Source organism: Streptococcus halitosis, assembly GCF_023147855.1.
GTDB lineage: Bacteria > Bacillota > Bacilli > Lactobacillales > Streptococcaceae > Streptococcus > Streptococcus halitosis_B.
The window spans coordinates 96191-117884 of the sequence record NZ_JAHXOP010000002.1 but is presented as its reverse complement, the minus strand read 5'-3'; the positions used below and the strand labels follow the sequence as shown (position 1 = coordinate 117884).

The following is a 21694-nucleotide window of genomic DNA, read 5'->3' as shown; positions in this document are numbered from 1 at the left end:
ATGAAGAAAGTATTGGTAACAGGTGCTACGGGCTTTCTAGGCAAGTATGTTGTTGAAGAGCTCAGTCAGCAGGGCTATCAGGTACGCGCTTTTGGACGCAATCGCAAGGTGGGTCAGTCTTTAGAGAACTCCTCTGTGGCATTTTTTCAGGGAGATTTGACCAAGCAAGAGGATTTGGCTCGGGCTTGTCGGGGGATGGACATGGTTGTGCATGCGGGTGCTCTTTCTACTGTTTGGGGGCCTTGGGAGGATTTCTACCAGACAAATGTCTTAGGGACCAAGTATGTTCTGGATGCTTGCCGAGAGGCTGGTATTCAGCGTTTGGTTTATGTGTCCTCGCCTAGCATCTATGCTGCGCCTCGAGATCAGTTAGCTATCAAAGAAAGTGCTGCGCCTCAGGAAAATAATCTGAACAACTACATTCGTAGTAAGCTGGCTTCGGAGAAGCTGTTTAAGGATTATCCCGATGTTCCGAGTATTATTTTACGACCTCGTGGACTTTTTGGAATTGGGGATACCAGTATCTTGCCCCGAGTTCTCAAACTCAGTCAGAGGATTGGCATTCCCTTGATAGGAGATGGCCGTCAGCTCATGGATATGACCTGTGTGGAAAATGTTGCTCTGGCCATTCGTTTGGCTCTAGAGGCCCCTCAAGCTAGTGGCGAAGTTTATAATATTACCAATGGGGAACCAAGAGCCTTTAAGGATTTGATAGAAGAAACCCTGAGAGGACTGGGCTATCCGATAACATACAGAAAAGTGCCAGCTCCTCTTCTTTCAGCTATTGCAAGTAGTTTAGAGTTTCTTTATAAGACCTTGAAACTCAAAGGCGAGCCGGCTCTGACACGCTATACCTATTATTTGCTGCGGTATAGCCAGACGCTGGACATCAGCAAGGCGGAGCTAGACTTGGGGTATCGCCCTCAAATCAGTATTTCGGAAGGGATTGAACAATATGTCCAAGATTATCGAAAGCATTGATTATTTCCCAGCAGGCTACTGTACTAGCTATACAGGTTTGCTATTCAAGGGAGTCAAGAATAAAAAGATGACCTTTCCAGCTGGTGTCTTTCTGATTAAACACAGAGACAAGGGCTATTTGCTATATGATACTGGCTATCACTATGATATTAAGACGAAGCTTCGCTATGGTTTTTATCGTCTAGGAACACCTGTTCAAATGACGGAAAAGGACCAGATTTCATATTTGCTAGAAGCGAAGGGAATCAAACCAGAAGAAATTAACTATGTCCTTCTATCTCATTTACATCCAGATCATCTGGGAGGAGCTAGCTTCTTTCCTCATGCAACCTTTATCCTGACAAAAGAAGTGTATGAAGTTTATCAAAAACCCAAGTTGAAAGACCTGATTTTCAAGGAATTTCTACCAACTTCTTTTGAAAAAAATCTAACCATTATCAGAGCTGACCAGCAAGATTCAACCTTTCCCTATCGTCCGATTTGTGATCTTTTTGGAGATGGCAGTATCCTAGTTGCTTCTGTTGACGGGCATGCTAGGGGGCAAGCCTGTCTGTATCTTCCAGACTTTAACCTCCTCATTGCAGCAGATCTTTGTTGGGGAATTGACCTCTTACCTTACACCAAGCAGATGCACCTGATTCCTTCCTTGGTCCAGGATAATAGGGCCGACTATATCAGGGGGACAGAGTTTCTGGAGGAAGTCTTAAAGGACGGTATTAAGGTAGTTGTTAGCCATGATCCTGTAGAAAGGATAGAGTCAATCTTACATGAAAAAAATAACCTTTCTTAAAACCTTTATCCAAACTCGATGGCTTCATCATTTCAAATCTCGAGAAGCTGTAGAGAGCTATCAGAAAAAGCAATTAGCCAACTATATGGATTTTTTAAAGCGAGAGTCTCCCTACTTTAAAAATGGGGTGCCTAGCGACTTTGACCATATGGACAAAGCTTTTATGATGGAACATTTCAACGAACTCAACACCCAAGGAGTGGATCGTGAAGAAGCCTTATCCTTAGCTATTGAAAGTGAGAAAACCCGTGATTTCAGTGAACTTAAAGGCGAAGTAGCCGTCGGTCTGTCTTCAGGGACATCTGGACATCGGGGCCTCTTTATCACAACAGAGAAAGAGCGAAGTATGTGGGCGGGAGCTATCTTGGCAAAGATGTTGCCCAAGGGTCAGCTTTTTGGACACCGCATCGCCTTTTTCCTGAGAGCCGATAATGAACTCTATCAGACCATCAATACGGCGCTCATTCGTCTAGAGTATTTTGATATTTTCAAACATACAGATGAGCATATAGAGCGTCTCAATAGCTACCAACCAACTATTGTGGTGGCGCCAGCCTCTATGTTGATTGAATTGAGCAAGCGCCTCAAGGATGGAGAGTTAGCTATTCACCCACAAAAAATCGTTTCGGTGGCGGAAATCTTGGAAGATAGTGATGGGGAACGCATCGCAGAGGCCTTTTCTCTGTCCATCATTGACCAAGTTTATCAGGCAACTGAAGGTTTCCTAGCCTGCACTTGCTCAGTTGGTAATCTGCATCTCAACGAAGACATTATCTTTGTGGAAAAGCGGTATCTGGATGACCGCCGTTTTTATCCAGTGATTACGGACTTTAAGCGAAGCAGTCAGCCTGTTTATCGCTACCAGCTCAATGATATCTTGGTTGAAAATCCGGAGCCTTGTCCCTGTGGCTCCTACTATACACGGATTGACAAGGTCGAAGGACGCTCTGACGATATCTTCTACTTTGAAGGGCAGGATGGGGGACAGGTAACGATCTATCCAGACTTTATCAGGCGTTGCATCCTCTTTGTGGAGAATGTAGGAGATTACCAAGTTAAGCAACATTCCGAGAAATTAGTGGAAGTTTGTCTAAGCCGACGAGATGAGGACGTAGAGACAGCTATTCTAGTTCAGTTTCATCTCTTGGCCCAGCAAAAAGAGTTCATAGTTCCTCAAATCCAATTTTCAGATTATCACTGGGATACTAGCCGTAAACTCAAACGTATCCAACGTTTATGAAAGGAAAAAAAGACAATGACGGAAGTAAAAAGACATGTAGAAATCGCAGGTTATGGCATTTGCCTTCCAAAGCATACCGTCCAATTCAAAGACCAAACCCGTTATCGTGTAGTTGAAAATGAAGAAACGCAACTCGACTTGGCAGAAGGAGCTATCCACCGTGCACTTGAACATGCAAATTTGGATATTAAAGATATCGATTGCCTTGTATCAGCTAGTGCAGTTGGTGTTCAGCCTATTCCTTGTACGGCTGCCTTGATTCATGAGCGCGTGGCAAAAGGACTCTCAATTCCAGCAATGGACATCAATACGACCTGTACCAGCTTTATTTCTGCTCTATCGACTATGTCCCACTTGATTGAGGCGGGCGAATACGGTCGTGTCTTGATTGTATCCAGTGAGGTTGGTAGTTTAGGGCTCAATCCCAAGCAAAAAGAAAGTTTTGAACTCTTTAGTGATGGGGCGGCAGCCTTTATTTTCCAAAAAAGTCATCAGGAAAAAGGGGTCATTGCTAGTCTCCAACGTACTTGGTCGGAAGGAGCTCACGATACGGAGATTCGTGGAGGTCTGACTTCTTTTCAACCAAAAGAGTACTCTGAAGCGACTAAGACCAACTATATGTTTGACATGAAGGGGAAGAAAATCCTCCTCTTGTCTGCTCGCAAGATCCCAGTCATGTTTGAAGAGTTTCAAGAAAAAACACGGCTAGCCTTGGCAGACGTGGACTATATCATTCCTCACCAAGCAAGTCGTGCTCTTCCTCTGGTCATGGAAAAACTAGGTGTGGCCGAGGATCAGTACCTCAATCTCGTCACTGACTATGGAAATATGGTGTCAGTCTCTGTACCGTTTGGATTGGCTTATTCTTTAGATCATGGGCTGGTCAAGGAGGGAGATGTCATCTACCTTATGGGGACTGCAGCTGGTATGACGGTCAATATGTTGGCTCTAAAATTGTAACAATTATCTAAATACGGAACGGCTGGAACTTTAGAAAAGGTAAAAGGTTGCCATCTACCCCTGAACTGAGGTATACTAGTAGAAAGATTAGTTTATCAAGCGGTGAGGGAGAATGTTAGAAAAGGAAGGGGATGTATGACAACTAGAAAAATGCAGCTACTCATGTCCAAATATGGTTTTAGTATTACTATCATGTTGGCAGAGTTGTTTATCGTCTTTGGTTTATTTCTCTATCTAGGGCAGATGGCACCGATTATCTGGATTATCCTAGTCATTTTAGTGAGCTTAGCGACCATCGTATCGATTGTCAATCGGTCTATGAATCCTGAGAGTAAGGTGACATGGCTGTTAGTAGCCTTTGTGCCAGTATTTGGCCCCTTACTCTATATCATGTTTGGGGAACGCCGTTTATCGAAAAAAGAAATGAAGCAGCTAAAGCAGCTCCAATCAATGGTTGACAGAGAGGACAATAGCAGAGCTCTCCGTTTGGAGTTAAAGGAACAAGACAAATCAGCTTACGGCGTTATCAAATCACTCCTCAGTATGGACACGAATGCTGATGTCTATGATCGAACGGATACACAATTTTTTGCATCTGGGGAAAGTATGTGGCATCAGATGCTAGAGGATCTCAAGAAAGCTGAGAAGTTTATCTTTCTCGAATACTATATCATCGAAGAAGGTTTGATGTGGAATAGTATTTTGGAGATTTTGGAAGAAAAGGCAGCTCAAGGAGTAGAGGTGAAGCTTCTCTATGATGATATTGGTTGTATGGCAACCTTGCCTGGAGATTACACCATCCAGCTTCGTGGTCGAGGGATTGAAGCCCACAAATTTAACCAGGTGATTCCACGTTTGACCGTTGCTTATAACAACCGTGATCACCGTAAAATCATGGTTATCGATGGTCAAATTGCCTATACAGGTGGTGCCAATCTGGCCGATGAGTATATCAACCATATCGAACGCTTTGGTTACTGGAAGGATAGCGGTATTCGCCTGGATGGATCGGCGGTTAAGGCTTTTACTAGACTCTTTTTGTCAACCTGGTATATCAACCGTGGGGAAATTAGCGACTTTGACCAATACCATCTCGAAAATCAACCCAAAGATGGGATGGGGCTCTGTATTCCCTATAGTAGTGGACCAAAACCCATCTACCGAGCCCAGGTTGGAAAAACGGTCTATCAAAACCTTATCAATCAATCCACAGACTATGTTTATATCACGACTCCCTATCTGATCGCTGACTATGATCTAACTGAAAGTATCAAAAATGCAGCATTGAGAGGGGTAGATGTGCGAATTGTGACGCCGTGTATCCCAGATAAGAAGGTTATTCAGTTAGTTACTCGAGGAGCCTACCCAGACTTGCTATCTGCGGGGGTTCGTATTTATGAGTATAGCCCGGGATTCCTTCATAGCAAGCAAATGCTTGTTGATGGAGAGGCGGCTACTGTGGGAACCATCAATTTTGATTATCGTAGCTTGCTTCACCACTATGAAAATGCCGTCTTGCTTTATAGGACGCAGTCCATCATCGATATTGAAAGGGACTTCGAAGAGATTTTTAAAGTTTCTCAAGAAATTTATCCCCACACCATCAAAACAAGCTGGTATCAAAGCCTGATCAAGGAAATTGTCCAGTTGTTTGCGCCTATGCTCTAACTATCCATCAAGATCTAGCCCAAGGCTGGATCTTATTTTTGTCTTCTTACGAATAGATAAGTAAAGGAGAAAACCATGCTTAATCTAGAAGATGATGATTTTATCAGAGAGTATAGTAATAGTCGATTCCACCGTTTTCGTGAAATCGAACGCTTTGCGCTATTGGATAAGAAATTCAGCAAATATCAATCCCAAGCTGACATTCCTGTAAGATTTTGATATACTAAAACAGATAAACTTAGAGGAGAAATTGAATGAATGTATACGGGAAAATAGATGAGAAACAAGAAAAATCTCATTACCAAGACTGGTCCGTTCCAGAAAAGCGAGAAGGAGCTCCGATTCCCTTTTTTAGTATCTTGCTTTGGAGTTTAGTGGCTACAGCTATTTCTGTGGTTATCCCCCTTATTTTTGGTTTAGTAAGCCCGCAACAAACTCAGGATCTTTATACTGGTTGGGCCTTGCATCAAAATGGTCAAATGTATACCGATTATTTTGGGACGGAGGGATTGCTCTATTACCTGCTTGCCTATCTTTCACAAGGCAGTATTCTGATTGCTTTGGTTGAGTGGTTGGCCTTATTTGGAGCAGGTGTTTTTCTTTTTAAATCTGCGGATACTCTTACAGGCCGTGTAGAAGAAGCCAAGCAGCTTGTGTTTGTGTTTAATCTGTTGGTAGCAGGTCTCGCTTTTGGTGGTGGCTATGCTCTCTTGCTAGCCTTGCCTTTCCTATTTTATTCATTGAGTATCGTTACAAATTATCTAGCTTTTCCAAAGGATGACAAAGGATTTTTACGTGTTGGTATGAGCCTTGCACTTGCTTTCTTCCTTGCGCCAATCCCAACAGCCTTATTTGCAACTGCACTAGCCTTGGGAATTATCGGCTTTAACTTAGGCAAAGGTCGCTTTGTTCATGGTTTATATCAATTTTTTGCGTCAGCCTTAGGGTTCTCACTCTTATTCTATCCTTTGGGCTACTATACAGTATTAACAGGTAGTTTTGGGGATGCCATTAGCCAGACCTTGTATCCGGTAAATACTCTTAGCCTCTTTTCAAATGCGCATTTGCTTGAAAATACAGCCTTCTACGGCTTACTTGCCATTGGGCTAGGTTCCCTTACTTTACTCTTTTCTGGTTTGTTCCAGTCAAAACCAGCTAAGCAGTATTCCCTATCAATTGCTGCTAGTTTGGGCTTATTGCTTTCTTTGGGGCTCTTGATTTTCTCAAAAGAACCTGTCAACGGTACTCATCTCGTTGCTCTCCTTCCTTTCTTGACCCTACTCCTTCTGACAGGGATTAAAGAAAATGTTTCTGATGGAGGCAGTCCTCGTAGAAGAAGACGTGAGAAAAAAGCCTCTTTCCTCAAAGGAAATTTCTATCTACCACTGATTGCCCTTGTCTACCTCATTGTTCTCCCTATCGCGAGTCGCTACCTTTCGCACCCGGTGACTTATCAGGAGAGAGAGCGACTTGCTAGCGTAGTCAAACAACAAACGAGTTCTGAAGATCGTGTCTATGCATGGGATGATCGTCCAGATTTCTATCGTACAAGCGAACGCTTGGCACCGACCTCTCTAGTGACGCCAACACTTTATACTGCAAATGACGAAAATAAAACCAAACTGATGAATGACCTGAAAGAGAATGAACCGAAGATGATTATGGTCAATCAAAAAGTTGCCTTGTGGTCAGATGTAGAGAGCTGGCTCAGTGAAAACTATGAGCTTGTTCAGACAGATACTAGCGAGTTCAAACTTTATAAATCAAAATAACAAAAAATCAATATCTTGTGGAATTTTAAAAATTTTAGGATTTTTGACACAAGATATTGATTTTTATTTTTAGAGTGGTATAATACTTCATAGAACAACATTTTAGAAAAGAGCATGGATATGATTGTATTAGAAGAAAAGCTTGCAACCGTTCCCACCTTGTTCGTTGAAAAACGAGATGGTAGACGTGTAGTATTTGATGTAGACAAGATTGACAAGGCTCTCCACAAGGCGGCGGAAAAGGTTATGGACGTTACGCCTCTAGTAGAAAAACGCCTAAATGGTCTAGTTGAAAGAATCGTTACCGAAATTCATAGTCGTTTCCCTAAAGGTGTGAAGATTTATGAGATTCAGAATATCGTAGAACATGAACTTCTCGAAGCCAAAGAATATGCCTTGGCTGAAGAGTATATCACTTATCGGACACAGAGGGATTTTGAGCGCTCAAAAGCGACAGATATCAACTTTAGCATTCATAAACTTCTCAATAAAGATCAAGCAGTTGTCAATGAAAATGCCAATAAAGACAGCGATGTCTTTAACACTCAACGTGATTTGACAGCAGGGATTGTTGGGAAATCAATAGGATTGCAAATGCTTCCTAAGCACGTAGCTAATGCTCACCAAAAAGGGGATATCCACTATCATGACTTGGACTACAGCCCCTACACTCCGATGACCAACTGCTGTTTGATTGATTTTAAAGGCATGTTGGAAAATGGCTTTAAAATTGGTAATGCAGAGGTAGAGAGTCCCAAGTCTATCCAGACTGCGACCGCTCAGATTTCACAAATCATTGCCAATGTTGCTTCTAGCCAGTACGGGGGCTGTTCAGCTGACCGTATCGATGAAGTTTTGGCGCCTTATGCAGAGAAGAATTACCAAAAGCACCTCAAAGATGCGGAAGAGTGGGTCTTGCCTGAGAAACGGGAAGATTACGCTTGGAAGAAAACTCAAAAAGACATCTACGATGCCATGCAATCTCTTGAGTATGAAATCAACACCCTCTTCACTTCAAATGGACAAACACCTTTTACTTCACTAGGTTTTGGTCTAGGAACTAGTCGTTTTGAACGGGAAATTCAAAAAGCTATCTTGACCATTCGTATCAAGGGGCTTGGTTCAGAACACCGCACAGCCATCTTCCCAAAACTTATCTTTACGCTTAAAAGAGGCCTTAACTTGGAAGAGGGAACTCCAAACTATGACATCAAACAGTTGGCCCTCGAGTGTGCAACCAAGCGGATGTACCCAGATGTCTTGTCCTATGATAAGATTATTGAACTGACAGGTTCCTTCAAGGTTCCTATGGGTTGTCGCTCCTTCCTCCAAGGATGGAAGGATGAGAATGGCGTAGAGGTCAATTCAGGTCGGATGAATCTAGGTGTTGTGACGGTCAATTTGCCTCGTATTGCCCTTGAGTCTGAGGGCGACATGAATAAGTTCTGGGAAATCTTCAACGAGCGGATGAATATCGCAGAAGATGCTCTAGTTTACCGTGTTGAACGGACCAAGGAAGCAACACCAGCAAACGCTCCTATTCTCTATCAGTACGGGGCCTTCGGACGCCGTCTTGGAAAAGACGAGAGCGTTGATCAGCTCTTTAAGAATCGTCGTGCGACAGTTTCATTGGGCTACATCGGTTTGTACGAAGTGGCTACAGTCTTCTTTGGAAATAGCTGGGAACACAATCCAGAAGCCAAGGAATTCACGCTGGATATCATTCGTGATATGAAACGTCGGGTAGAAGAGTGGTCTGACCAATATGGCTACCATTTCTCTATCTACTCGACACCGTCTGAAAGTCTAACAGATCGCTTCTGTCGCTTGGATACAGAAAAGTTCGGTTCTATTCCTGATATTACAGACAAGGAATACTACACCAACTCGTTCCACTACGATGTTCGTAAAAATCCAACACCGTTTGAAAAATTGGACTTTGAGAAGGCTTATCCAGAAGCAGGTGCAACAGGTGGTTTCATCCACTACTGTGAGTATCCAGTTCTCCAACAAAATCCAAAAGCCTTGGAAGCTGTCTGGGACTACGCCTATGATCGTGTAGGGTATCTAGGGACCAATACTCCGATTGACCATTGTTACAAGTGTGACTTTGAAGGGGATTTTGAACCAACTGAAAGAGGATTTGCTTGTCCGAACTGTGGCAATAGTGACCCTAAAACAGTAGACGTTGTCAAACGGACGTGTGGTTATCTGGGCAATCCTCAGGCTCGTCCGATGGTCAACGGGCGCCATAAGGAAATCGCTGCGCGTGTGAAACATATGAATGGTTCAACCATTAAGACACCTGGACATAAAGTAACAAACTAGAAAGAGACGGAATGGGGAAATACCAATTAGATGATAAGGGACGCGCTCAAGTGACCCGTTATCACGAGAAACACTCGAAAGGTGGAACAGGCAAAAAAGAACGCTTGCTTAACCTCAGAGAACAGTTTTTAAACAAGAACAAGAAAAAATAAAAGTGAGAGTTCGCTCTCGCTTTTCTCTTAGGTGGGAGGTAAGGATGGAACTACGTAGACCGATATTGGCGGATAAGGAAGCTGTTTTAGAGATGATGGCAGAATTTGAAAAGAGCCAATCAGCCCATGATGGGGGATTTTGGGATACAGAGAACTTTGTGTATGAAGAGTGGTTAAAAAACAATCAGGATCATGAAATGGGGATTAATTTGCCTGAAGGGTGGGTGCCTGATATTCAGTTAGTCGCTTTTTCGAAAGATGGACAAGCCGTAGGATCTCTCAATATCCGCTTGTGCCTCAATGACTTCTTATTGGAAGAAGGTGGCCATATTGGCTACTCCATTCGTCCATCTGAAAGAGGTAAGGGGTATGCCAAAGAATCCCTCCGACAAGGTCTACAAGTTGCTAAGGAAAAGAACATCAAAAAAGCACTTGTGACCTGTAGTACGGAAAATCCTGCTAGTAGGGCGGTGATTGTGGCAAATGGCGGACTCTTTGAGGATGTTCGCAATGGCGTAGAACGTTACTGGATAGATTTGGAGTAGAAGGATGACATGGAATACACCAAAACCAGGTGAATGGAAAAGTGAGGAGCTTAGTAAAGGGCGAATCATTGATTACAAGGCTTTTAACTTTGTCGATGGAGAAGGTGTGCGAAACTCTCTCTATGTATCAGGTTGCATGTTTCACTGCGAGGGATGCTATAATGTTGCGACTTGGTCTTTCAACGCAGGCATTCCCTATACGGCAGAATTAGAAGAACAAATCATGGAAGACCTTGCCCAACCCTATGTTCAAGGATTGACCCTACTAGGAGGAGAGCCCTTTCTTAATACGGGTATTCTCTTGCCGCTCGTTAAGCGAATCCGAAAGGAATTGCCAGACAAAGATATCTGGTCCTGGACGGGCTACACGTGGGAAGAAATGATGCTGGAGACTCCAGATAAACTGGAACTTTTGTCGCTGATTGACATCCTTGTCGATGGACGGTATGATAAAAGCAAGCGCAATCTCATGCTCCAGTTTCGAGGTTCTTCCAATCAACGGATTATTGATGTGCAAAAATCTCTCAAAAGTGGGCAAGTGGTGATTTGGGACAAGCTTAATGACGGAAAAGAAAGCTATGAGCAGATGAAGAGAGAATGAAGAAAAAAGACCTGATAGAACAACTGGTTTCAGAAGTCGAAACGGGAAGAATTAGGACGCTAGGGATCCACGGTCATGGCGCTTCAGGTAAATCAACCTTTGCTCAGGAATTATATCAAGCCCTAGATCCTACAACAGTAAATTTGCTAGAGACAGATCCCTATATCACCTCAGAACGTCACCTGGTAGTACCAAAGCAAGCACCAGATCAAAAAGTGACAGCTTGTCTGCCTGTAGCGCATGAACTGGCAAGTTTACAGAGAGATATTCTCGCTTTGCAGGCAGGTATGGATGTCTTAACAATCGATGAACCGTGGAAGGCTAGTGAAATCTTGTCTGGAGCCAAGCCGATTCTGATTGTTGAAGGGATGTCTGTGGGCTTTCTACCCAAGGAACTCTTTGACAAAACCATCTGTTTCTACACGGATGAAGAAACAGAATTAAAGAGGCGTTTAGCTCGAGATACGACTATGAGAAATCGCGATGCATCTTTTGTATTAGCTAGCCATCAGACGAGACGGGAGCAGTATCTGCGGTACTATAGAGAAACCGAGTCTAAAGCGGACATTTTAGTAGATCAATCAGAAGATACATTCAAGGTCAAAATGACACACATTGACACACATTATATAGAAGAAAAGACGGTTTTTTATAGATATAAATCCGTAATCTTGGAAAGATGAAAATAGAAAACAGTTTCATCTTAAAAAAACGAAAAAAAGCTCACAAATCCCTTGCAATCGCAGGGGCTTTGTGTTATTCTATTATGGTGCTGTAAATTACAGCTTTAGCTGTGATGCAAGAGGTTGCGACACGCTCGGTTGCATTGCCACGCAACGCGCGTCGGTTTTCTTGTGGAGCTAGCCTATTATCTTAAATAGACGAAAAGGAGAAAAAGATGGCAAACAAAAAAATCCGTATCCGTTTGAAAGCTTACGAACACCGTACGCTTGACACAGCGGCTGCAAAAATCGTAGAATCAGCTACTCGTACAGGTGCACAAGTCGCGGGTCCAATCCCACTTCCAACTGAACGTAGCCTCTACACAATCATTCGTGCGACTCACAAATACAAAGACTCTCGCGAACAATTTGAAATGCGTACACACAAACGTTTGATCGATATCGTTAACCCAACTCAAAAAACAGTTGATGCGTTGATGAAATTGGATCTTCCAAGTGGTGTAAACGTAGAAATCAAGCTTTAATCCAAAGTTTGAAACCTTGAGCATGAAAAACGCTCGTTAAAAACTTTTTGAATAAAAAAATATAGAAAAGGAACTATTTTCTCATGACAAAAGGAATCTTAGGGAAAAAAGTGGGAATGACTCAAATCTTCACTGAAGCTGGCGAATTGATCCCTGTGACAGTTATTGAAGCAACTCCAAACGTTGTTCTTCAAGTTAAAACTGTAGAAACAGACGGATACAACGCTATTCAAGTTGGTTTTGATGACAAACGCGAAGTATTGAGCAACAAACCTGCTAAAGGACATGTAGCGAAAGCTAACACGGCTCCTAAGCGCTTCATTCGTGAATTCAAAAACGTTGAAGGCTTGGAAGTTGGTGCTGAAATCACAGTTGAAACATTCGCAGCTGGAGACGTTGTTGACGTAACTGGTACTTCTAAAGGTAAAGGTTTCCAAGGTGTTATCAAACGCCATGGACAATCACGTGGACCAATGGCTCACGGTTCTCGTTACCACCGTCGTCCAGGTTCTATGGGACCTGTTGCACCTAACCGCGTGTTTAAAGGTAAAAACCTTGCAGGACGTATGGGTGGCGACCGCGTGACAATTCAAAACCTTGAAGTTGTACAAGTTGTTCCAGAAAAGAACGTTATCCTTATCAAAGGTAACGTACCAGGTGCTAAGAAATCTCTTATCACTATCAAGTCAGCAGTTAAAGCTGGTAAATAATAAGGAAAGGGGAATACAGTCAAAATGGCAAATGTAACATTATTCGACCAAACTGGTAAACAAGCTGGCGAAGTTGTTCTTAACGATGCAATCTTTGGTATCGAACCAAACCAATCTGTTGTGTTTGATGTGATCATCAGCCAACGTGCTAGCCTTCGTCAAGGAACTCACGCAGTCAAAAATCGCTCAGCTGTTTCAGGTGGTGGACGCAAACCATGGCGTCAAAAAGGAACTGGACGTGCTCGCCAAGGTTCTATCCGCTCTCCACAATGGCGTGGTGGTGGAACTGTCTTCGGACCAACTCCACGTAGCTATGCGTACAAACTTCCTCAAAAAGTTCGTCGCCTTGCGCTTAAATCTGTTTACTCAGAAAAAGTTGCTGAAAACAAATTTGTAGCCGTTGATTCTCTTGAATTTACAGCTCCAAAAACTGCTGAATTTGCAAAAGTTCTTGCAGCTTTGAGCATCGATTCTAAAGTCCTTGTTATTCTTGAAGAAGGAAACGAATTCGCAGCTCTTTCAGCTCGTAACCTTCCAAACGTGAAAGTTGCGACCGCTACAACTGCAAGTGTTCTTGACATCGCAAATAGTGACAAACTTCTTGTTACTCAAGCAGCTATCTCTAAAATCGAGGAGGTTCTTGCATAATGAATTTGTATGATGTTATCAAAAAACCTGTTATCACTGAAAGCTCAATGGCTCAACTTGAAGCAGGAAAGTATGTATTTGAAGTTGACACTCGTGCACACAAACTTTTGATTAAGCAAGCTGTTGAAGCTGCTTTTGAAGGTGTTAAAGTTGCAAATGTCAACACAATCAACGTAAAACCAAAAGCGAAACGTGTTGGACGTTACACTGGTTTTACTAACAAAACTAAAAAAGCTATCATCACTCTTACAGCTGATTCAAAAGCAATCGAGTTGTTTGCTGCTGAAGCTGAATAATCTAAGGAGGAAATATCGTGGGAATTCGTGTTTATAAACCAACAACAAACGGTCGCCGTAATATGACTTCTTTGGATTTCACTGAAATCACAACAAGCACTCCTGAAAAATCATTGCTTGTTGCTTTGAAGAACAAGGCTGGTCGTAACAACAACGGTCGTATCACTGTTCGTCACCAAGGTGGTGGGCACAAACGTTTCTACCGTTTAGTTGACTTCAAACGCAACAAAGACAACGTTGAAGCAGTTGTTAAAACAATCGAGTACGATCCAAACCGTTCTGCAAACATCGCTCTTGTACACTATACAGACGGTGTGAAAGCATACATCATCGCTCCAAAAGGTCTTGAAGTTGGTCAACGTATCGTTTCAGGCCCAGAAGCAGATATCAAAGTCGGAAACGCTCTTCCACTTGCTAACATCCCAGTTGGTACTTTGATCCACAACATCGAGTTGAAACCAGGTCGTGGTGGAGAATTGGTCCGTGCAGCTGGAGCTTCTGCTCAAGTATTGGGTCAAGAAGGTAAATACGTTCTTGTTCGTCTTCAATCTGGCGAAGTTCGTATGATTCTTGGAACTTGTCGTGCTACAGTTGGTGTTGTCGGAAACGAACAACATGGACTTGTAAACCTTGGTAAAGCAGGACGTAGCCGTTGGAAAGGTATCCGCCCAACAGTTCGTGGTTCTGTAATGAACCCTAACGATCACCCACACGGTGGTGGTGAAGGTAAAGCACCAGTTGGTCGTAAAGCGCCATCTACTCCATGGGGCAAACCTGCTCTTGGTCTTAAAACTCGTAACAAGAAAGCGAAATCTGACAAACTTATCGTTCGTCGTCGCAACGAGAAATAATAGTAAACTAGTCGCTTAAGCAACTAGGAAATTCCGCCAGCTCGGTAGCGCTCAATGTGAGCGCAAGCCGCTGTGGTACAATATTTAAAGGAGAAAACATAAAAATGGGACGCAGTCTTAAAAAAGGACCTTTCGTCGATGAGCATTTGATGAAAAAAGTTGAAGCTCAAGCTAACGACGAAAAGAAAAAAGTTATCAAAACTTGGTCACGTCGTTCAACGATCTTCCCAAGTTTCATTGGTTACACTATTGCAGTTTATGACGGACGTAAACACGTACCTGTTTACATCCAAGAAGACATGGTAGGTCACAAACTTGGTGAATTTGCACCAACTCGTACTTACAAAGGTCACGCTGCAGACGACAAGAAAACACGTAGAAAATAAGGAGAACATAAATGGCAGAAATTACTTCAGCTAAAGCAATGGCTCGTACAGTACGTGTTTCACCTCGTAAATCACGTCTTGTTCTTGACAATATTCGTGGTAAAAGCGTAGCCGACGCTATTGCAATCTTGACATTCACTCCAAACAAAGCTGCTGAAATCATCTTGAAAGTTTTGAATTCAGCTGTAGCTAACGCTGAAAACAACTTTGGTTTGGACAAAGCTAACTTGGTAGTATCTGAGGCATTCGCAAACGAAGGACCAACTATGAAACGTTTCCGTCCACGTGCGAAAGGTTCAGCTTCACCAATCAACAAACGTACAGCTCACATCACTGTAGCTGTTGCAGAAAAATAAGGAGGTAACATCGTGGGTCAAAAAGTACATCCAATTGGTATGCGTGTCGGCATCATCCGTGATTGGGATGCCAAATGGTATGCTGAAAAAGAATACGCGGATTACCTTCATGAAGATCTTGCAATCCGTAAATTCGTTCAAAAAGAACTTGCTGACGCAGCAGTTTCAACTATCGAAATCGAACGCGCAGTGAACAAAGTTAACGTTTCACTTCACACTGCTAAACCAGGTATGGTTATCGGTAAAGGTGGCGCTAACGTTGATGCACTCCGTGCAAAACTTAGCAAATTGACTGGAAAACAAGTACACATCAACATCATCGAAATCAAACAACCTGATTTGGATGCTCACCTTGTAGGTGAAGGAATTGCTCGTCAATTGGAGCAACGTGTTGCTTTCCGTCGTGCACAAAAACAAGCAATCCAACGCGCAATGCGTGCTGGAGCTAAAGGAATCAAAACTCAAGTATCAGGTCGTTTGAACGGTGCAGATATTGCCCGTGCTGAAGGATACTCAGAAGGAACTGTTCCACTCCACACACTTCGTGCAGATATCGATTACGCTTGGGAAGAAGCAGATACTACATACGGTAAACTTGGTGTTAAAGTATGGATCTACCGTGGTGAAGTTCTTCCAGCTCGTAAAAACACTAAAGGAGGTAAATAACCAATGTTAGTACCTAAACGTGTTAAACACCGTCGTGAATTCCGTGGAAAAATGCGCGGTGAAGCAAAAGGTGGAAAAGAAGTAGCATTCGGTGAATACGGTCTTCAAGCTACAACTAGCCACTGGATCACTAACCGCCAAATCGAAGCTGCTCGTATCGCCATGACTCGTTACATGAAACGTGGTGGTAAAGTTTGGATTAAAATCTTCCCACACAAATCATACACTGCTAAAGCTATCGGTGTGCGTATGGGATCTGGTAAAGGGGCACCTGAAGGTTGGGTAGCACCAGTTAAACGTGGTAAAGTGATGTTCGAAATTGCTGGTGTATCTGAAGAGATTGCACGTGAAGCGCTTCGTCTTGCTAGCCACAAATTGCCAGTTAAAACTAAATTCGTAAAACGTGAAGCAGAATAAGGAGAAGGCATGAAACTTAATGAAGTAAAAGAATTTGTTAAAGAACTTCGTGGTCTTTCTCAAGAAGAACTCGCGAAGCGCGAAAACGAATTGAAAAAAGAATTGTTTGAACTTCGTTTCCAAGCTGCTACTGGTCAATTGGAACAAACAGCTCGCTTGAAAGAAGTTAAAAAACAAATCGCTCGTATCAAAACAGTTCAATCTGAAGCGAAATAATAGACTAGGGAAGGAGAAATTTCAATGGAACGCAATAATCGTAAAGTTCTTGTTGGACGTGTTGTATCTGACAAAATGGACAAGACAATCACAGTTGTAGTTGAAACAAAACGTAACCACCCAGTCTATGGTAAACGTATTAACTACTCTAAAAAATACAAAGCACATGATGAAAACAATGTTGCCAAAGAAGGCGATATCGTACGTATCATGGAAACTCGCCCGCTTTCAGCTACAAAACGTTTCCGTCTTGTAGAAGTTGTTGAAGAAGCGGTTATCATCTAATCAAGCCTGAAAGGAGAAAACTGAAATGATTCAAACAGAAACTCGTTTGAAAGTCGCAGACAACAGCGGTGCACGCGAAATCTTGACTATCAAAGTTCTTGGTGGTTCTAAACGTAAATTTGCGAACATCGGTGATGTCATTGTGGCATCTGTAAAACAAGCTACTCCTGGTGGTGCGGTTAAAAAAGGTGACGTTGTAAAAGCTGTTATCGTTCGTACTAAATCAGGTGCTCGTCGCGCTGATGGTTCATACATCAAGTTTGACGAAAATGCAGCTGTTATCATCCGTGATGACAAAACTCCTCGCGGAACACGTATCTTTGGCCCAGTTGCACGTGAATTGCGTGAAGGTGGCTTCATGAAGATCGTGTCACTTGCTCCAGAAGTACTTTAATTTTTAGAAACAAACTAGTCCCCTAGCTTCAAGCTAGGGTGCCCTTGTGGGCGTAAGAAAAATTAAGGAGAAACCTAATGTTTGTAAAAAAAGGCGACAAAGTTCGCGTAATCGCTGGTAAAGATAAGGGAATAGAAGCTGTTGTCCTTACTGCCCTTCCAAAAGTAAACAAAGTTATCGTTGAAGGTGTTAACATCGTTAAGAAACACCAACGTCCAACTAACGAGCTTCCTCAAGGTGGTATCATCGAGAAAGAAGCAGCTATCCACGTATCAAACGTCCAAGTTTTGGACAAAAATGGTGTAGCTGGTCGTGTTGGTTACAAATTTGTAGACGGTAAAAAAGTTCGCTACAACAAAAAATCAGGCGAAGTGCTTGATTAATCACGAAGGAAAGGAGAAGTATAATGGCAAATCGTTTAAAAGAAAAATATCTTAATGAAGTAGTTCCTGCTTTGACAGAACAATTCAACTACTCATCAGTGATGGCTGTGCCTAAAGTAGATAAGATCGTTTTGAACATGGGTGTTGGTGAAGCTGTATCAAACGCTAAAAGCCTTGAAAAAGCTGCTGAAGAATTGGCGCTTATCTCAGGTCAAAAACCACTTATCACTAAAGCTAAAAAATCAATCGCCGGCTTCCGTCTTCGTGAAGGTGTAGCGATCGGTGCAAAAGTTACCCTTCGTGGGGAACGTATGTACGAATTCTTGGATAAATTGGTTTCAGTTTCACTTCCACGTGTGCGTGACTTCCACGGTGTTCCAACAAAATCATTTGATGGACGCGGAAACTACACACTTGGTGTGAAAGAACAATTGATCTTCCCAGAAATCAACTTTGATGACGTTGACAAAACTCGTGGTCTTGACATCGTTATCGTAACAACTGCTAACACTGACGAAGAGTCACGTGCATTGCTTACAGGCCTTGGAATGCCTTTTGCAAAATAATATAGGAGGTAAATCTAATGGCTAAAAAATCAATGATTGCTAAGAACAAACGTCCAGCGAAGTTCTCTACTCAAGCTTATACTCGTTGTGAAAAATGTGGTCGTCCACATTCAGTTTACCGCAAATTTAAACTTTGCCGTGTTTGCTTCCGTGAATTAGCTTACAAAGGACAAATTCCTGGTGTAACAAAAGCATCTTGGTAATATCATGATACAAAGAGCGTAACAACCACAGCGAAAATAGGAAATTTGGTGAGGGAGCGATGCTCCAAAACAAATTTATCTTTTTTGCACAGGTTGTAGCTCGTGTTCAAATAAGAGTTCTCTCATTTGAATGTGTCAATACTATCTGAGCCCAGCTCAATCATTAACTAGCAAGTGCAACTTGCAAACTACTAGTAAGAGGAGAAAAACAAAATGGTTATGACTGACCCAATCGCAGACTTCCTAACTCGTATTCGTAACGCTAACCAAGCGAAACACGAAGTACTTGAAGTACCTGCATCAAACATCAAAAAAGGGATTGCTGAAATCCTTAAACGCGAAGGTTTTGTAAAAAACGTTGAAATCATCGAAGATGACAAACAAGGCATCATCCGTGTATTCCTTAAATACGGACCAAACGGTGAAAAAGTTATCACTAACTTGAAACGTGTTTCTAAACCAGGACTTCGTGTCTACAAAAAACGTGAAGATCTTCCAAAAGTTCTTAACGGACTTGGAATTGCTATCCTTTCAACTTCTGAAGGTTTGCTTACTGATAAAGAAGCTCGTCAAAAGAACGTTGGTGGGGAAGTTATCGCTTACGTTTGGTAATATTTAGCTCCCAATTTCTTTGTGACTCTTCGTTATCGTCTCTTGCCTAACCCAAAGTTATGCCTGCAAGACGATGCCTAGATTCACTTTGAAATTGAAACCTAAATGTTCCTTTAAATCGAGAAATCGATTTAACCCCGTGAAAACTGGCCGTCAAGGCCTGACAATTTAACAGGAGAAAATAAACATGTCACGTATTGGTAATAAAGTTATCGTGTTGCCTGCTGGTGTTGAAGTCACTAACAATGACAACGTAGTAACTGTAAAAGGACCTAAAGGAGAACTTACTCGTAAGTTCTCAAAAGATATTGAAATTCGCGTGGAAGGTAATGAAGTAACTCTTCACCGTCCAAACGATTCAAAAGAAATGAAAACTATCCACGGAACTACTCGTGCCCTTTTGAACAACATGGTAATTGGTGTATCAGAAGGATTCAAGAAAGAACTTGAAATGCGTGGGGTTGGTTACCGTGCACAACTTCAAGGATCAAAACTTGTTTTGGCTGTTGGTAAATCTCATCCAGATGAAGTTGAAGCTCCAGAAGGGATTACTTTTGAACTTCCAAACCCAACAACAATTGTTGTTAGCGGAATTTCAAAAGAAGTGGTTGGGCAAACAGCTGCTTACGTACGTAGCCTTCGTTCACCAGAACCTTACAAAGGTAAAGGTATTCGTTACGTTGGAGAGTACGTTCGTCTTAAAGAAGGTAAAACAGGTAAATAATGTTGAGTGGTTGATTTTCAACCACCAACCTATTTTCCAACTTTGTGCATAGCACGCGATTTAAAACTAAAGAGGTGAAAACTGTGATTTCTAAACCAGATAAAAACAAACTCCGTCAAAAACGCCACCGTCGCGTTCGCGGAAAACTCTCTGGAACTGCTGATCGCCCACGTTTGAACGTATTCCGTTCTAATACAGGCATCTACGCTCAAGTGATTGATGACGTAGCGGGTGTAACGCTCGCAAGTGCTTCAACTCTTGACAAAGAAGTTTCAAAAGGAACTAAAACTGAACAAGCCGTTGCTGTCGGTAAACTCGTTGCAGAACGTGCAAACGCTAAAGGTATTTCAGAAGTGGTGTTCGACCGCGGTGGATATCTATATCACGGACGTGTGAAAGCTTTGGCTGATGCAGCTCGTGAAAACGGATTGAAATTCTAATAGGAGGACACTAGAAAATGGCATTTAAAGACAATGCAGTTGAATTAGAAGAACGCGTAGTTGCTGTCAACCGTGTTACAAAAGTTGTTAAAGGTGGACGTCGTCTTCGTTTCGCAGCTCTTGTTGTTGTCGGTGACCACAACGGTCGTGTAGGATTTGGTACTGGTAAAGCTCAAGAAGTTCCAGAAGCAATCCGCAAAGCAGTAGAAGATGCTAAGAAAAACTTGATTGAAGTTCCTATGGTTGGAACAACAATCCCACACGAAGTTCTTTCAGAATTCGGTGGAGCTAAAGTATTGTTGAAACCTGCTGTAGAAGGTTCTGGAGTTGCCGCTGGTGGTGCAGTTCGTGCCGTTGTGGAATTGGCAGGTGTGGCAGATATTACATCTAAATCACTTGGTTCTAACACTCCAATCAACATTGTTCGCGCAACTGTTGAAGGTTTGAAACAATTGAAACGCGCTGAAGAAGTTGCTGCCCTTCGTGGTATTTCAGTTTCTGATTTGGCATAAGAAAGGGGATAAAATGGCTCAAATTAAAATTACTTTGACTAAGTCTCCAATCGGACGCATTCCATCACAACGTAAAACTGTTGTAGCACTTGGACTTGGCAAATTGAACAGCTCTGTTATTAAAGAAGACAATGCTGCTATCCGTGGTATGATCACTGCAGTATCTCACTTGGTAACAGTTGAAGAAGTAAACTAATGATTTTTAGGGGATGTGGCAATACTCATCCCCTAAAACTAGATATAGTCATCTAAGATGACGATGTATAGGCGAGTTGATAAGGGAGACAACCTTTTCTCTCTTATCGGCGCTAGCATTTTACAAAAGAGGAGAAAATAATAATGAAACTTCATGAATTGAAACCTGCAGAAGGTTCTCGTAAAGTACGTAACCGTGTTGGTCGTGGTACTTCATCAGGTAACGGTAAAACATCTGGTCGCGGTCAAAAAGGTCAAAAAGCTCGTAGCGGTGGCGGAGTTCGCCTTGGTTTTGAGGGTGGACAAACTCCATTGTTCCGTCGTCTTCCAAAACGTGGATTCACTAACATCAACGCTAAAGAATACGCAATTGTAAACCTTGACCAATTGAACGTCTTTGAAGATGGTGCTGAAGTGACTCCAGTTGTGCTTATCGAAGCAGGAATTGTGAAAGCTGAAAAATCAGGCGTTAAAATTCTTGGTAACGGTGAATTGACTAAGAAATTGACTGTTAAAGCGGCTAAATTCTCTAAATCAGCTGAGGAAGCTATCACTGCTAAAGGTGGTTCTGTAGAAGTCATCTAAGAGAG

General features: G+C 42.4%; 33 protein-coding genes. All 33 read left to right on the top strand.

The window, feature by feature from the left end; translation table 11 throughout:
- The 33 genes from KZX55_RS05010 to rplO all read left to right on the top strand — a co-directional run bounded on the left by KZX55_RS05010 (position 1) and on the right by rplO (position 21689).
- Positions 1-981: an NAD-dependent epimerase/dehydratase family protein gene (locus KZX55_RS05010; protein ID WP_248025238.1), complete on the top strand. Its 981-nt coding sequence runs from the start codon at positions 1-3 to the stop codon at positions 979-981.
- Positions 956-1771 carry an MBL fold metallo-hydrolase gene (locus KZX55_RS05005; protein WP_248025236.1) on the top strand — a complete coding sequence of 272 codons (816 nt, stop codon included), beginning with the start codon at positions 956-958 and terminating at the stop codon, positions 1769-1771. The genes KZX55_RS05010 and KZX55_RS05005 overlap by 26 nt, the downstream gene beginning before the upstream one ends.
- Positions 1749-3011, top strand: coding sequence for a F390 synthetase-related protein (locus tag KZX55_RS05000; protein ID WP_248025234.1), 1263 nt, complete (start codon positions 1749-1751; stop codon positions 3009-3011). The genes KZX55_RS05005 and KZX55_RS05000 overlap by 23 nt, the downstream gene beginning before the upstream one ends.
- Positions 3012-3026: 15 nt before the next feature.
- Positions 3027-3971, top strand: a complete 945-nt coding sequence (locus tag KZX55_RS04995; protein WP_033585841.1) for a 3-oxoacyl-[acyl-carrier-protein] synthase III C-terminal domain-containing protein — start codon at positions 3027-3029, stop codon at positions 3969-3971.
- 135 nt (positions 3972-4106) lie between these two features.
- Positions 4107-5639 carry a cardiolipin synthase gene (gene cls, locus KZX55_RS04990; RefSeq protein ID WP_248025230.1) on the top strand — a complete coding sequence of 511 codons (1533 nt, stop codon included), beginning with the start codon at positions 4107-4109 and terminating at the stop codon, positions 5637-5639.
- Positions 5640-5714: 75 nt separating this feature from the next.
- Entirely contained in the window at positions 5715-5858 is a 144-nt protein-coding gene (locus tag KZX55_RS04985) for a hypothetical protein (RefSeq protein ID WP_164497043.1), read from the top strand.
- 35 nt (positions 5859-5893) lie between these two features.
- Entirely contained in the window at positions 5894-7411 is a 1518-nt protein-coding gene (locus KZX55_RS04980; RefSeq protein WP_248025217.1) for a damage-inducible protein CinA, read from the top strand.
- Between the two features lie 120 nt (positions 7412-7531).
- Complete coding sequence (gene nrdD / locus KZX55_RS04975) at positions 7532-9739, top strand: anaerobic ribonucleoside-triphosphate reductase (protein WP_000636177.1); 2208 nt, start codon at positions 7532-7534, stop codon at positions 9737-9739.
- A gap of 11 nt (positions 9740-9750) precedes the next feature.
- Positions 9751-9891: a hypothetical protein gene (locus KZX55_RS04970; RefSeq protein WP_000521625.1), complete on the top strand. Its 141-nt coding sequence runs from the start codon at positions 9751-9753 to the stop codon at positions 9889-9891.
- A 44-nt stretch (positions 9892-9935) separates the two neighbouring features.
- A complete protein-coding gene (locus KZX55_RS04965) occupies positions 9936-10436 on the top strand; it encodes a GNAT family N-acetyltransferase (RefSeq protein WP_248025214.1) in 501 nt (166 codons plus the stop codon).
- A 4-nt stretch (positions 10437-10440) separates the two neighbouring features.
- Positions 10441-11037 (top strand): anaerobic ribonucleoside-triphosphate reductase activating protein, encoded by a 597-nt coding sequence (gene nrdG / locus KZX55_RS04960; protein WP_000220158.1) that lies wholly within the window; start codon positions 10441-10443, stop codon positions 11035-11037.
- Positions 11034-11720: a uridine kinase family protein gene (locus tag KZX55_RS04955; RefSeq protein ID WP_248025211.1), complete on the top strand. Its 687-nt coding sequence runs from the start codon at positions 11034-11036 to the stop codon at positions 11718-11720. Before nrdG ends, KZX55_RS04955 begins: the two co-directional genes overlap by 4 nt.
- A gap of 215 nt (positions 11721-11935) precedes the next feature.
- On the top strand, positions 11936-12244 hold the full coding sequence (gene rpsJ / locus KZX55_RS04950) for a 30S ribosomal protein S10 (protein WP_001284513.1): 309 nt from the start codon (positions 11936-11938) through the stop codon (positions 12242-12244).
- A gap of 83 nt (positions 12245-12327) precedes the next feature.
- Complete coding sequence (gene rplC / locus KZX55_RS04945) at positions 12328-12954, top strand: 50S ribosomal protein L3 (protein ID WP_000160197.1); 627 nt, start codon at positions 12328-12330, stop codon at positions 12952-12954.
- Between the two features lie 24 nt (positions 12955-12978).
- The gene (gene rplD, locus KZX55_RS04940; RefSeq protein WP_000024550.1) at positions 12979-13602 is read left to right on the top strand and encodes a 50S ribosomal protein L4; all 624 of its coding nucleotides are present in this window, start codon (positions 12979-12981) and stop codon (positions 13600-13602) included.
- Entirely contained in the window at positions 13602-13898 is a 297-nt protein-coding gene (locus KZX55_RS04935; RefSeq protein WP_001055347.1) for a 50S ribosomal protein L23, read from the top strand. Before rplD ends, KZX55_RS04935 begins: the two co-directional genes overlap by 1 nt.
- 17 nt (positions 13899-13915) lie before the next feature.
- Positions 13916-14749 (top strand): 50S ribosomal protein L2, encoded by an 834-nt coding sequence (rplB, locus tag KZX55_RS04930; protein ID WP_000512915.1) that lies wholly within the window; start codon positions 13916-13918, stop codon positions 14747-14749.
- Between the two features lie 104 nt (positions 14750-14853).
- A complete protein-coding gene (rpsS, locus tag KZX55_RS04925; RefSeq protein WP_000533766.1) occupies positions 14854-15135 on the top strand; it encodes a 30S ribosomal protein S19 in 282 nt (93 codons plus the stop codon).
- Positions 15136-15146: 11 nt separating this feature from the next.
- The gene (gene rplV, locus KZX55_RS04920; protein WP_000818137.1) at positions 15147-15491 is read left to right on the top strand and encodes a 50S ribosomal protein L22; all 345 of its coding nucleotides are present in this window, start codon (positions 15147-15149) and stop codon (positions 15489-15491) included.
- Positions 15492-15503: 12 nt separating this feature from the next.
- Positions 15504-16157 (top strand): 30S ribosomal protein S3, encoded by a 654-nt coding sequence (gene rpsC / locus KZX55_RS04915; protein WP_219595574.1) that lies wholly within the window; start codon positions 15504-15506, stop codon positions 16155-16157.
- Positions 16158-16160: 3 nt separating this feature from the next.
- A complete protein-coding gene (rplP, locus tag KZX55_RS04910) occupies positions 16161-16574 on the top strand; it encodes a 50S ribosomal protein L16 (RefSeq protein WP_000960947.1) in 414 nt (137 codons plus the stop codon).
- A 9-nt stretch (positions 16575-16583) separates the two neighbouring features.
- Positions 16584-16790, top strand: coding sequence for a 50S ribosomal protein L29 (gene rpmC, locus KZX55_RS04905; RefSeq protein ID WP_000772918.1), 207 nt, complete (start codon positions 16584-16586; stop codon positions 16788-16790).
- Positions 16791-16814: 24 nt separating this feature from the next.
- A complete protein-coding gene (gene rpsQ / locus KZX55_RS04900; RefSeq protein WP_000440801.1) occupies positions 16815-17075 on the top strand; it encodes a 30S ribosomal protein S17 in 261 nt (86 codons plus the stop codon).
- A gap of 25 nt (positions 17076-17100) precedes the next feature.
- Positions 17101-17469, top strand: a complete 369-nt coding sequence (gene rplN, locus KZX55_RS04895; protein WP_000616547.1) for a 50S ribosomal protein L14 — start codon at positions 17101-17103, stop codon at positions 17467-17469.
- Positions 17470-17546: 77 nt separating this feature from the next.
- Complete coding sequence (gene rplX, locus KZX55_RS04890; RefSeq protein ID WP_248025209.1) at positions 17547-17852, top strand: 50S ribosomal protein L24; 306 nt, start codon at positions 17547-17549, stop codon at positions 17850-17852.
- A 23-nt stretch (positions 17853-17875) separates the two neighbouring features.
- The gene (gene rplE / locus KZX55_RS04885; RefSeq protein WP_000013542.1) at positions 17876-18418 is read left to right on the top strand and encodes a 50S ribosomal protein L5; all 543 of its coding nucleotides are present in this window, start codon (positions 17876-17878) and stop codon (positions 18416-18418) included.
- Between the two features lie 17 nt (positions 18419-18435).
- A complete protein-coding gene (locus tag KZX55_RS04880) occupies positions 18436-18621 on the top strand; it encodes a type Z 30S ribosomal protein S14 (RefSeq protein WP_001085697.1) in 186 nt (61 codons plus the stop codon).
- A 213-nt stretch (positions 18622-18834) separates the two neighbouring features.
- Positions 18835-19233: a 30S ribosomal protein S8 gene (gene rpsH / locus KZX55_RS04875; RefSeq protein ID WP_000245504.1), complete on the top strand. Its 399-nt coding sequence runs from the start codon at positions 18835-18837 to the stop codon at positions 19231-19233.
- Between the two features lie 187 nt (positions 19234-19420).
- A complete protein-coding gene (rplF, locus tag KZX55_RS04870) occupies positions 19421-19957 on the top strand; it encodes a 50S ribosomal protein L6 (RefSeq protein WP_033585850.1) in 537 nt (178 codons plus the stop codon).
- Positions 19958-20040: 83 nt separating this feature from the next.
- Positions 20041-20397: a 50S ribosomal protein L18 gene (gene rplR / locus KZX55_RS04865; protein ID WP_000624044.1), complete on the top strand. Its 357-nt coding sequence runs from the start codon at positions 20041-20043 to the stop codon at positions 20395-20397.
- 17 nt (positions 20398-20414) lie between these two features.
- Positions 20415-20909: a 30S ribosomal protein S5 gene (gene rpsE, locus KZX55_RS04860; RefSeq protein WP_000874204.1), complete on the top strand. Its 495-nt coding sequence runs from the start codon at positions 20415-20417 to the stop codon at positions 20907-20909.
- Positions 20910-20922: 13 nt separating this feature from the next.
- Positions 20923-21105: a 50S ribosomal protein L30 gene (gene rpmD, locus KZX55_RS04855; RefSeq protein WP_000057241.1), complete on the top strand. Its 183-nt coding sequence runs from the start codon at positions 20923-20925 to the stop codon at positions 21103-21105.
- A gap of 143 nt (positions 21106-21248) precedes the next feature.
- Positions 21249-21689, top strand: a complete 441-nt coding sequence (rplO, locus tag KZX55_RS04850) for a 50S ribosomal protein L15 (protein WP_000766089.1) — start codon at positions 21249-21251, stop codon at positions 21687-21689.
- Positions 21690-21694: the final 5 nt, after the last annotated feature.

Bases quoted from the DNA above. Each gene is read 5' to 3' on its own strand.
- KZX55_RS04880 (WP_001085697.1), top strand. From the start codon at position 18,436: ATGGCTAAAAAATCAATGATTGCTAAGAACAAACGTCCAGCGAAGTTC.
- KZX55_RS04970 (WP_000521625.1), top strand. From the start codon at position 9,751: ATGGGGAAATACCAATTAGATGATAAGGGACGCGCTCAAGTGACCCGT.
- rplX (WP_248025209.1), top strand. From the start codon at position 17,547: ATGTTTGTAAAAAAAGGCGACAAAGTTCGCGTAATCGCTGGTAAAGAT.
- KZX55_RS04965 (WP_248025214.1), top strand. From the start codon at position 9,936: ATGGAACTACGTAGACCGATATTGGCGGATAAGGAAGCTGTTTTAGAG.
- rpmC (WP_000772918.1), top strand. From the start codon at position 16,584: ATGAAACTTAATGAAGTAAAAGAATTTGTTAAAGAACTTCGTGGTCTT.
- rpsJ (WP_001284513.1), top strand. From the start codon at position 11,936: ATGGCAAACAAAAAAATCCGTATCCGTTTGAAAGCTTACGAACACCGT.
- nrdD (WP_000636177.1), top strand. From the start codon at position 7,532: ATGATTGTATTAGAAGAAAAGCTTGCAACCGTTCCCACCTTGTTCGTT.
- KZX55_RS05000 (WP_248025234.1), top strand. From the start codon at position 1,749: ATGAAAAAAATAACCTTTCTTAAAACCTTTATCCAAACTCGATGGCTT.
- rplN (WP_000616547.1), top strand. From the start codon at position 17,101: ATGATTCAAACAGAAACTCGTTTGAAAGTCGCAGACAACAGCGGTGCA.
- rpmD (WP_000057241.1), top strand. From the start codon at position 20,923: ATGGCTCAAATTAAAATTACTTTGACTAAGTCTCCAATCGGACGCATT.
- KZX55_RS05010 (WP_248025238.1), top strand. From the start codon at position 1: ATGAAGAAAGTATTGGTAACAGGTGCTACGGGCTTTCTAGGCAAGTAT.
- rpsQ (WP_000440801.1), top strand. From the start codon at position 16,815: ATGGAACGCAATAATCGTAAAGTTCTTGTTGGACGTGTTGTATCTGAC.
- rplC (WP_000160197.1), top strand. From the start codon at position 12,328: ATGACAAAAGGAATCTTAGGGAAAAAAGTGGGAATGACTCAAATCTTC.
- KZX55_RS04985 (WP_164497043.1), top strand. From the start codon at position 5,715: ATGCTTAATCTAGAAGATGATGATTTTATCAGAGAGTATAGTAATAGT.
- KZX55_RS04995 (WP_033585841.1), top strand. From the start codon at position 3,027: ATGACGGAAGTAAAAAGACATGTAGAAATCGCAGGTTATGGCATTTGC.
- KZX55_RS04980 (WP_248025217.1), top strand. From the start codon at position 5,894: ATGAATGTATACGGGAAAATAGATGAGAAACAAGAAAAATCTCATTAC.
- nrdG (WP_000220158.1), top strand. From the start codon at position 10,441: ATGACATGGAATACACCAAAACCAGGTGAATGGAAAAGTGAGGAGCTT.
- rplF (WP_033585850.1), top strand. From the start codon at position 19,421: ATGTCACGTATTGGTAATAAAGTTATCGTGTTGCCTGCTGGTGTTGAA.
- rpsS (WP_000533766.1), top strand. From the start codon at position 14,854: ATGGGACGCAGTCTTAAAAAAGGACCTTTCGTCGATGAGCATTTGATG.
- rpsH (WP_000245504.1), top strand. From the start codon at position 18,835: ATGGTTATGACTGACCCAATCGCAGACTTCCTAACTCGTATTCGTAAC.
- cls (WP_248025230.1), top strand. From the start codon at position 4,107: ATGACAACTAGAAAAATGCAGCTACTCATGTCCAAATATGGTTTTAGT.
- KZX55_RS04935 (WP_001055347.1), top strand. From the start codon at position 13,602: ATGAATTTGTATGATGTTATCAAAAAACCTGTTATCACTGAAAGCTCA.
- rplO (WP_000766089.1), top strand. From the start codon at position 21,249: ATGAAACTTCATGAATTGAAACCTGCAGAAGGTTCTCGTAAAGTACGT.
- KZX55_RS04955 (WP_248025211.1), top strand. From the start codon at position 11,034: ATGAAGAAAAAAGACCTGATAGAACAACTGGTTTCAGAAGTCGAAACG.
- rplV (WP_000818137.1), top strand. From the start codon at position 15,147: ATGGCAGAAATTACTTCAGCTAAAGCAATGGCTCGTACAGTACGTGTT.
- rplE (WP_000013542.1), top strand. From the start codon at position 17,876: ATGGCAAATCGTTTAAAAGAAAAATATCTTAATGAAGTAGTTCCTGCT.
- rplD (WP_000024550.1), top strand. From the start codon at position 12,979: ATGGCAAATGTAACATTATTCGACCAAACTGGTAAACAAGCTGGCGAA.
- rplP (WP_000960947.1), top strand. From the start codon at position 16,161: ATGTTAGTACCTAAACGTGTTAAACACCGTCGTGAATTCCGTGGAAAA.
- rpsE (WP_000874204.1), top strand. From the start codon at position 20,415: ATGGCATTTAAAGACAATGCAGTTGAATTAGAAGAACGCGTAGTTGCT.
- KZX55_RS05005 (WP_248025236.1), top strand. From the start codon at position 956: ATGTCCAAGATTATCGAAAGCATTGATTATTTCCCAGCAGGCTACTGT.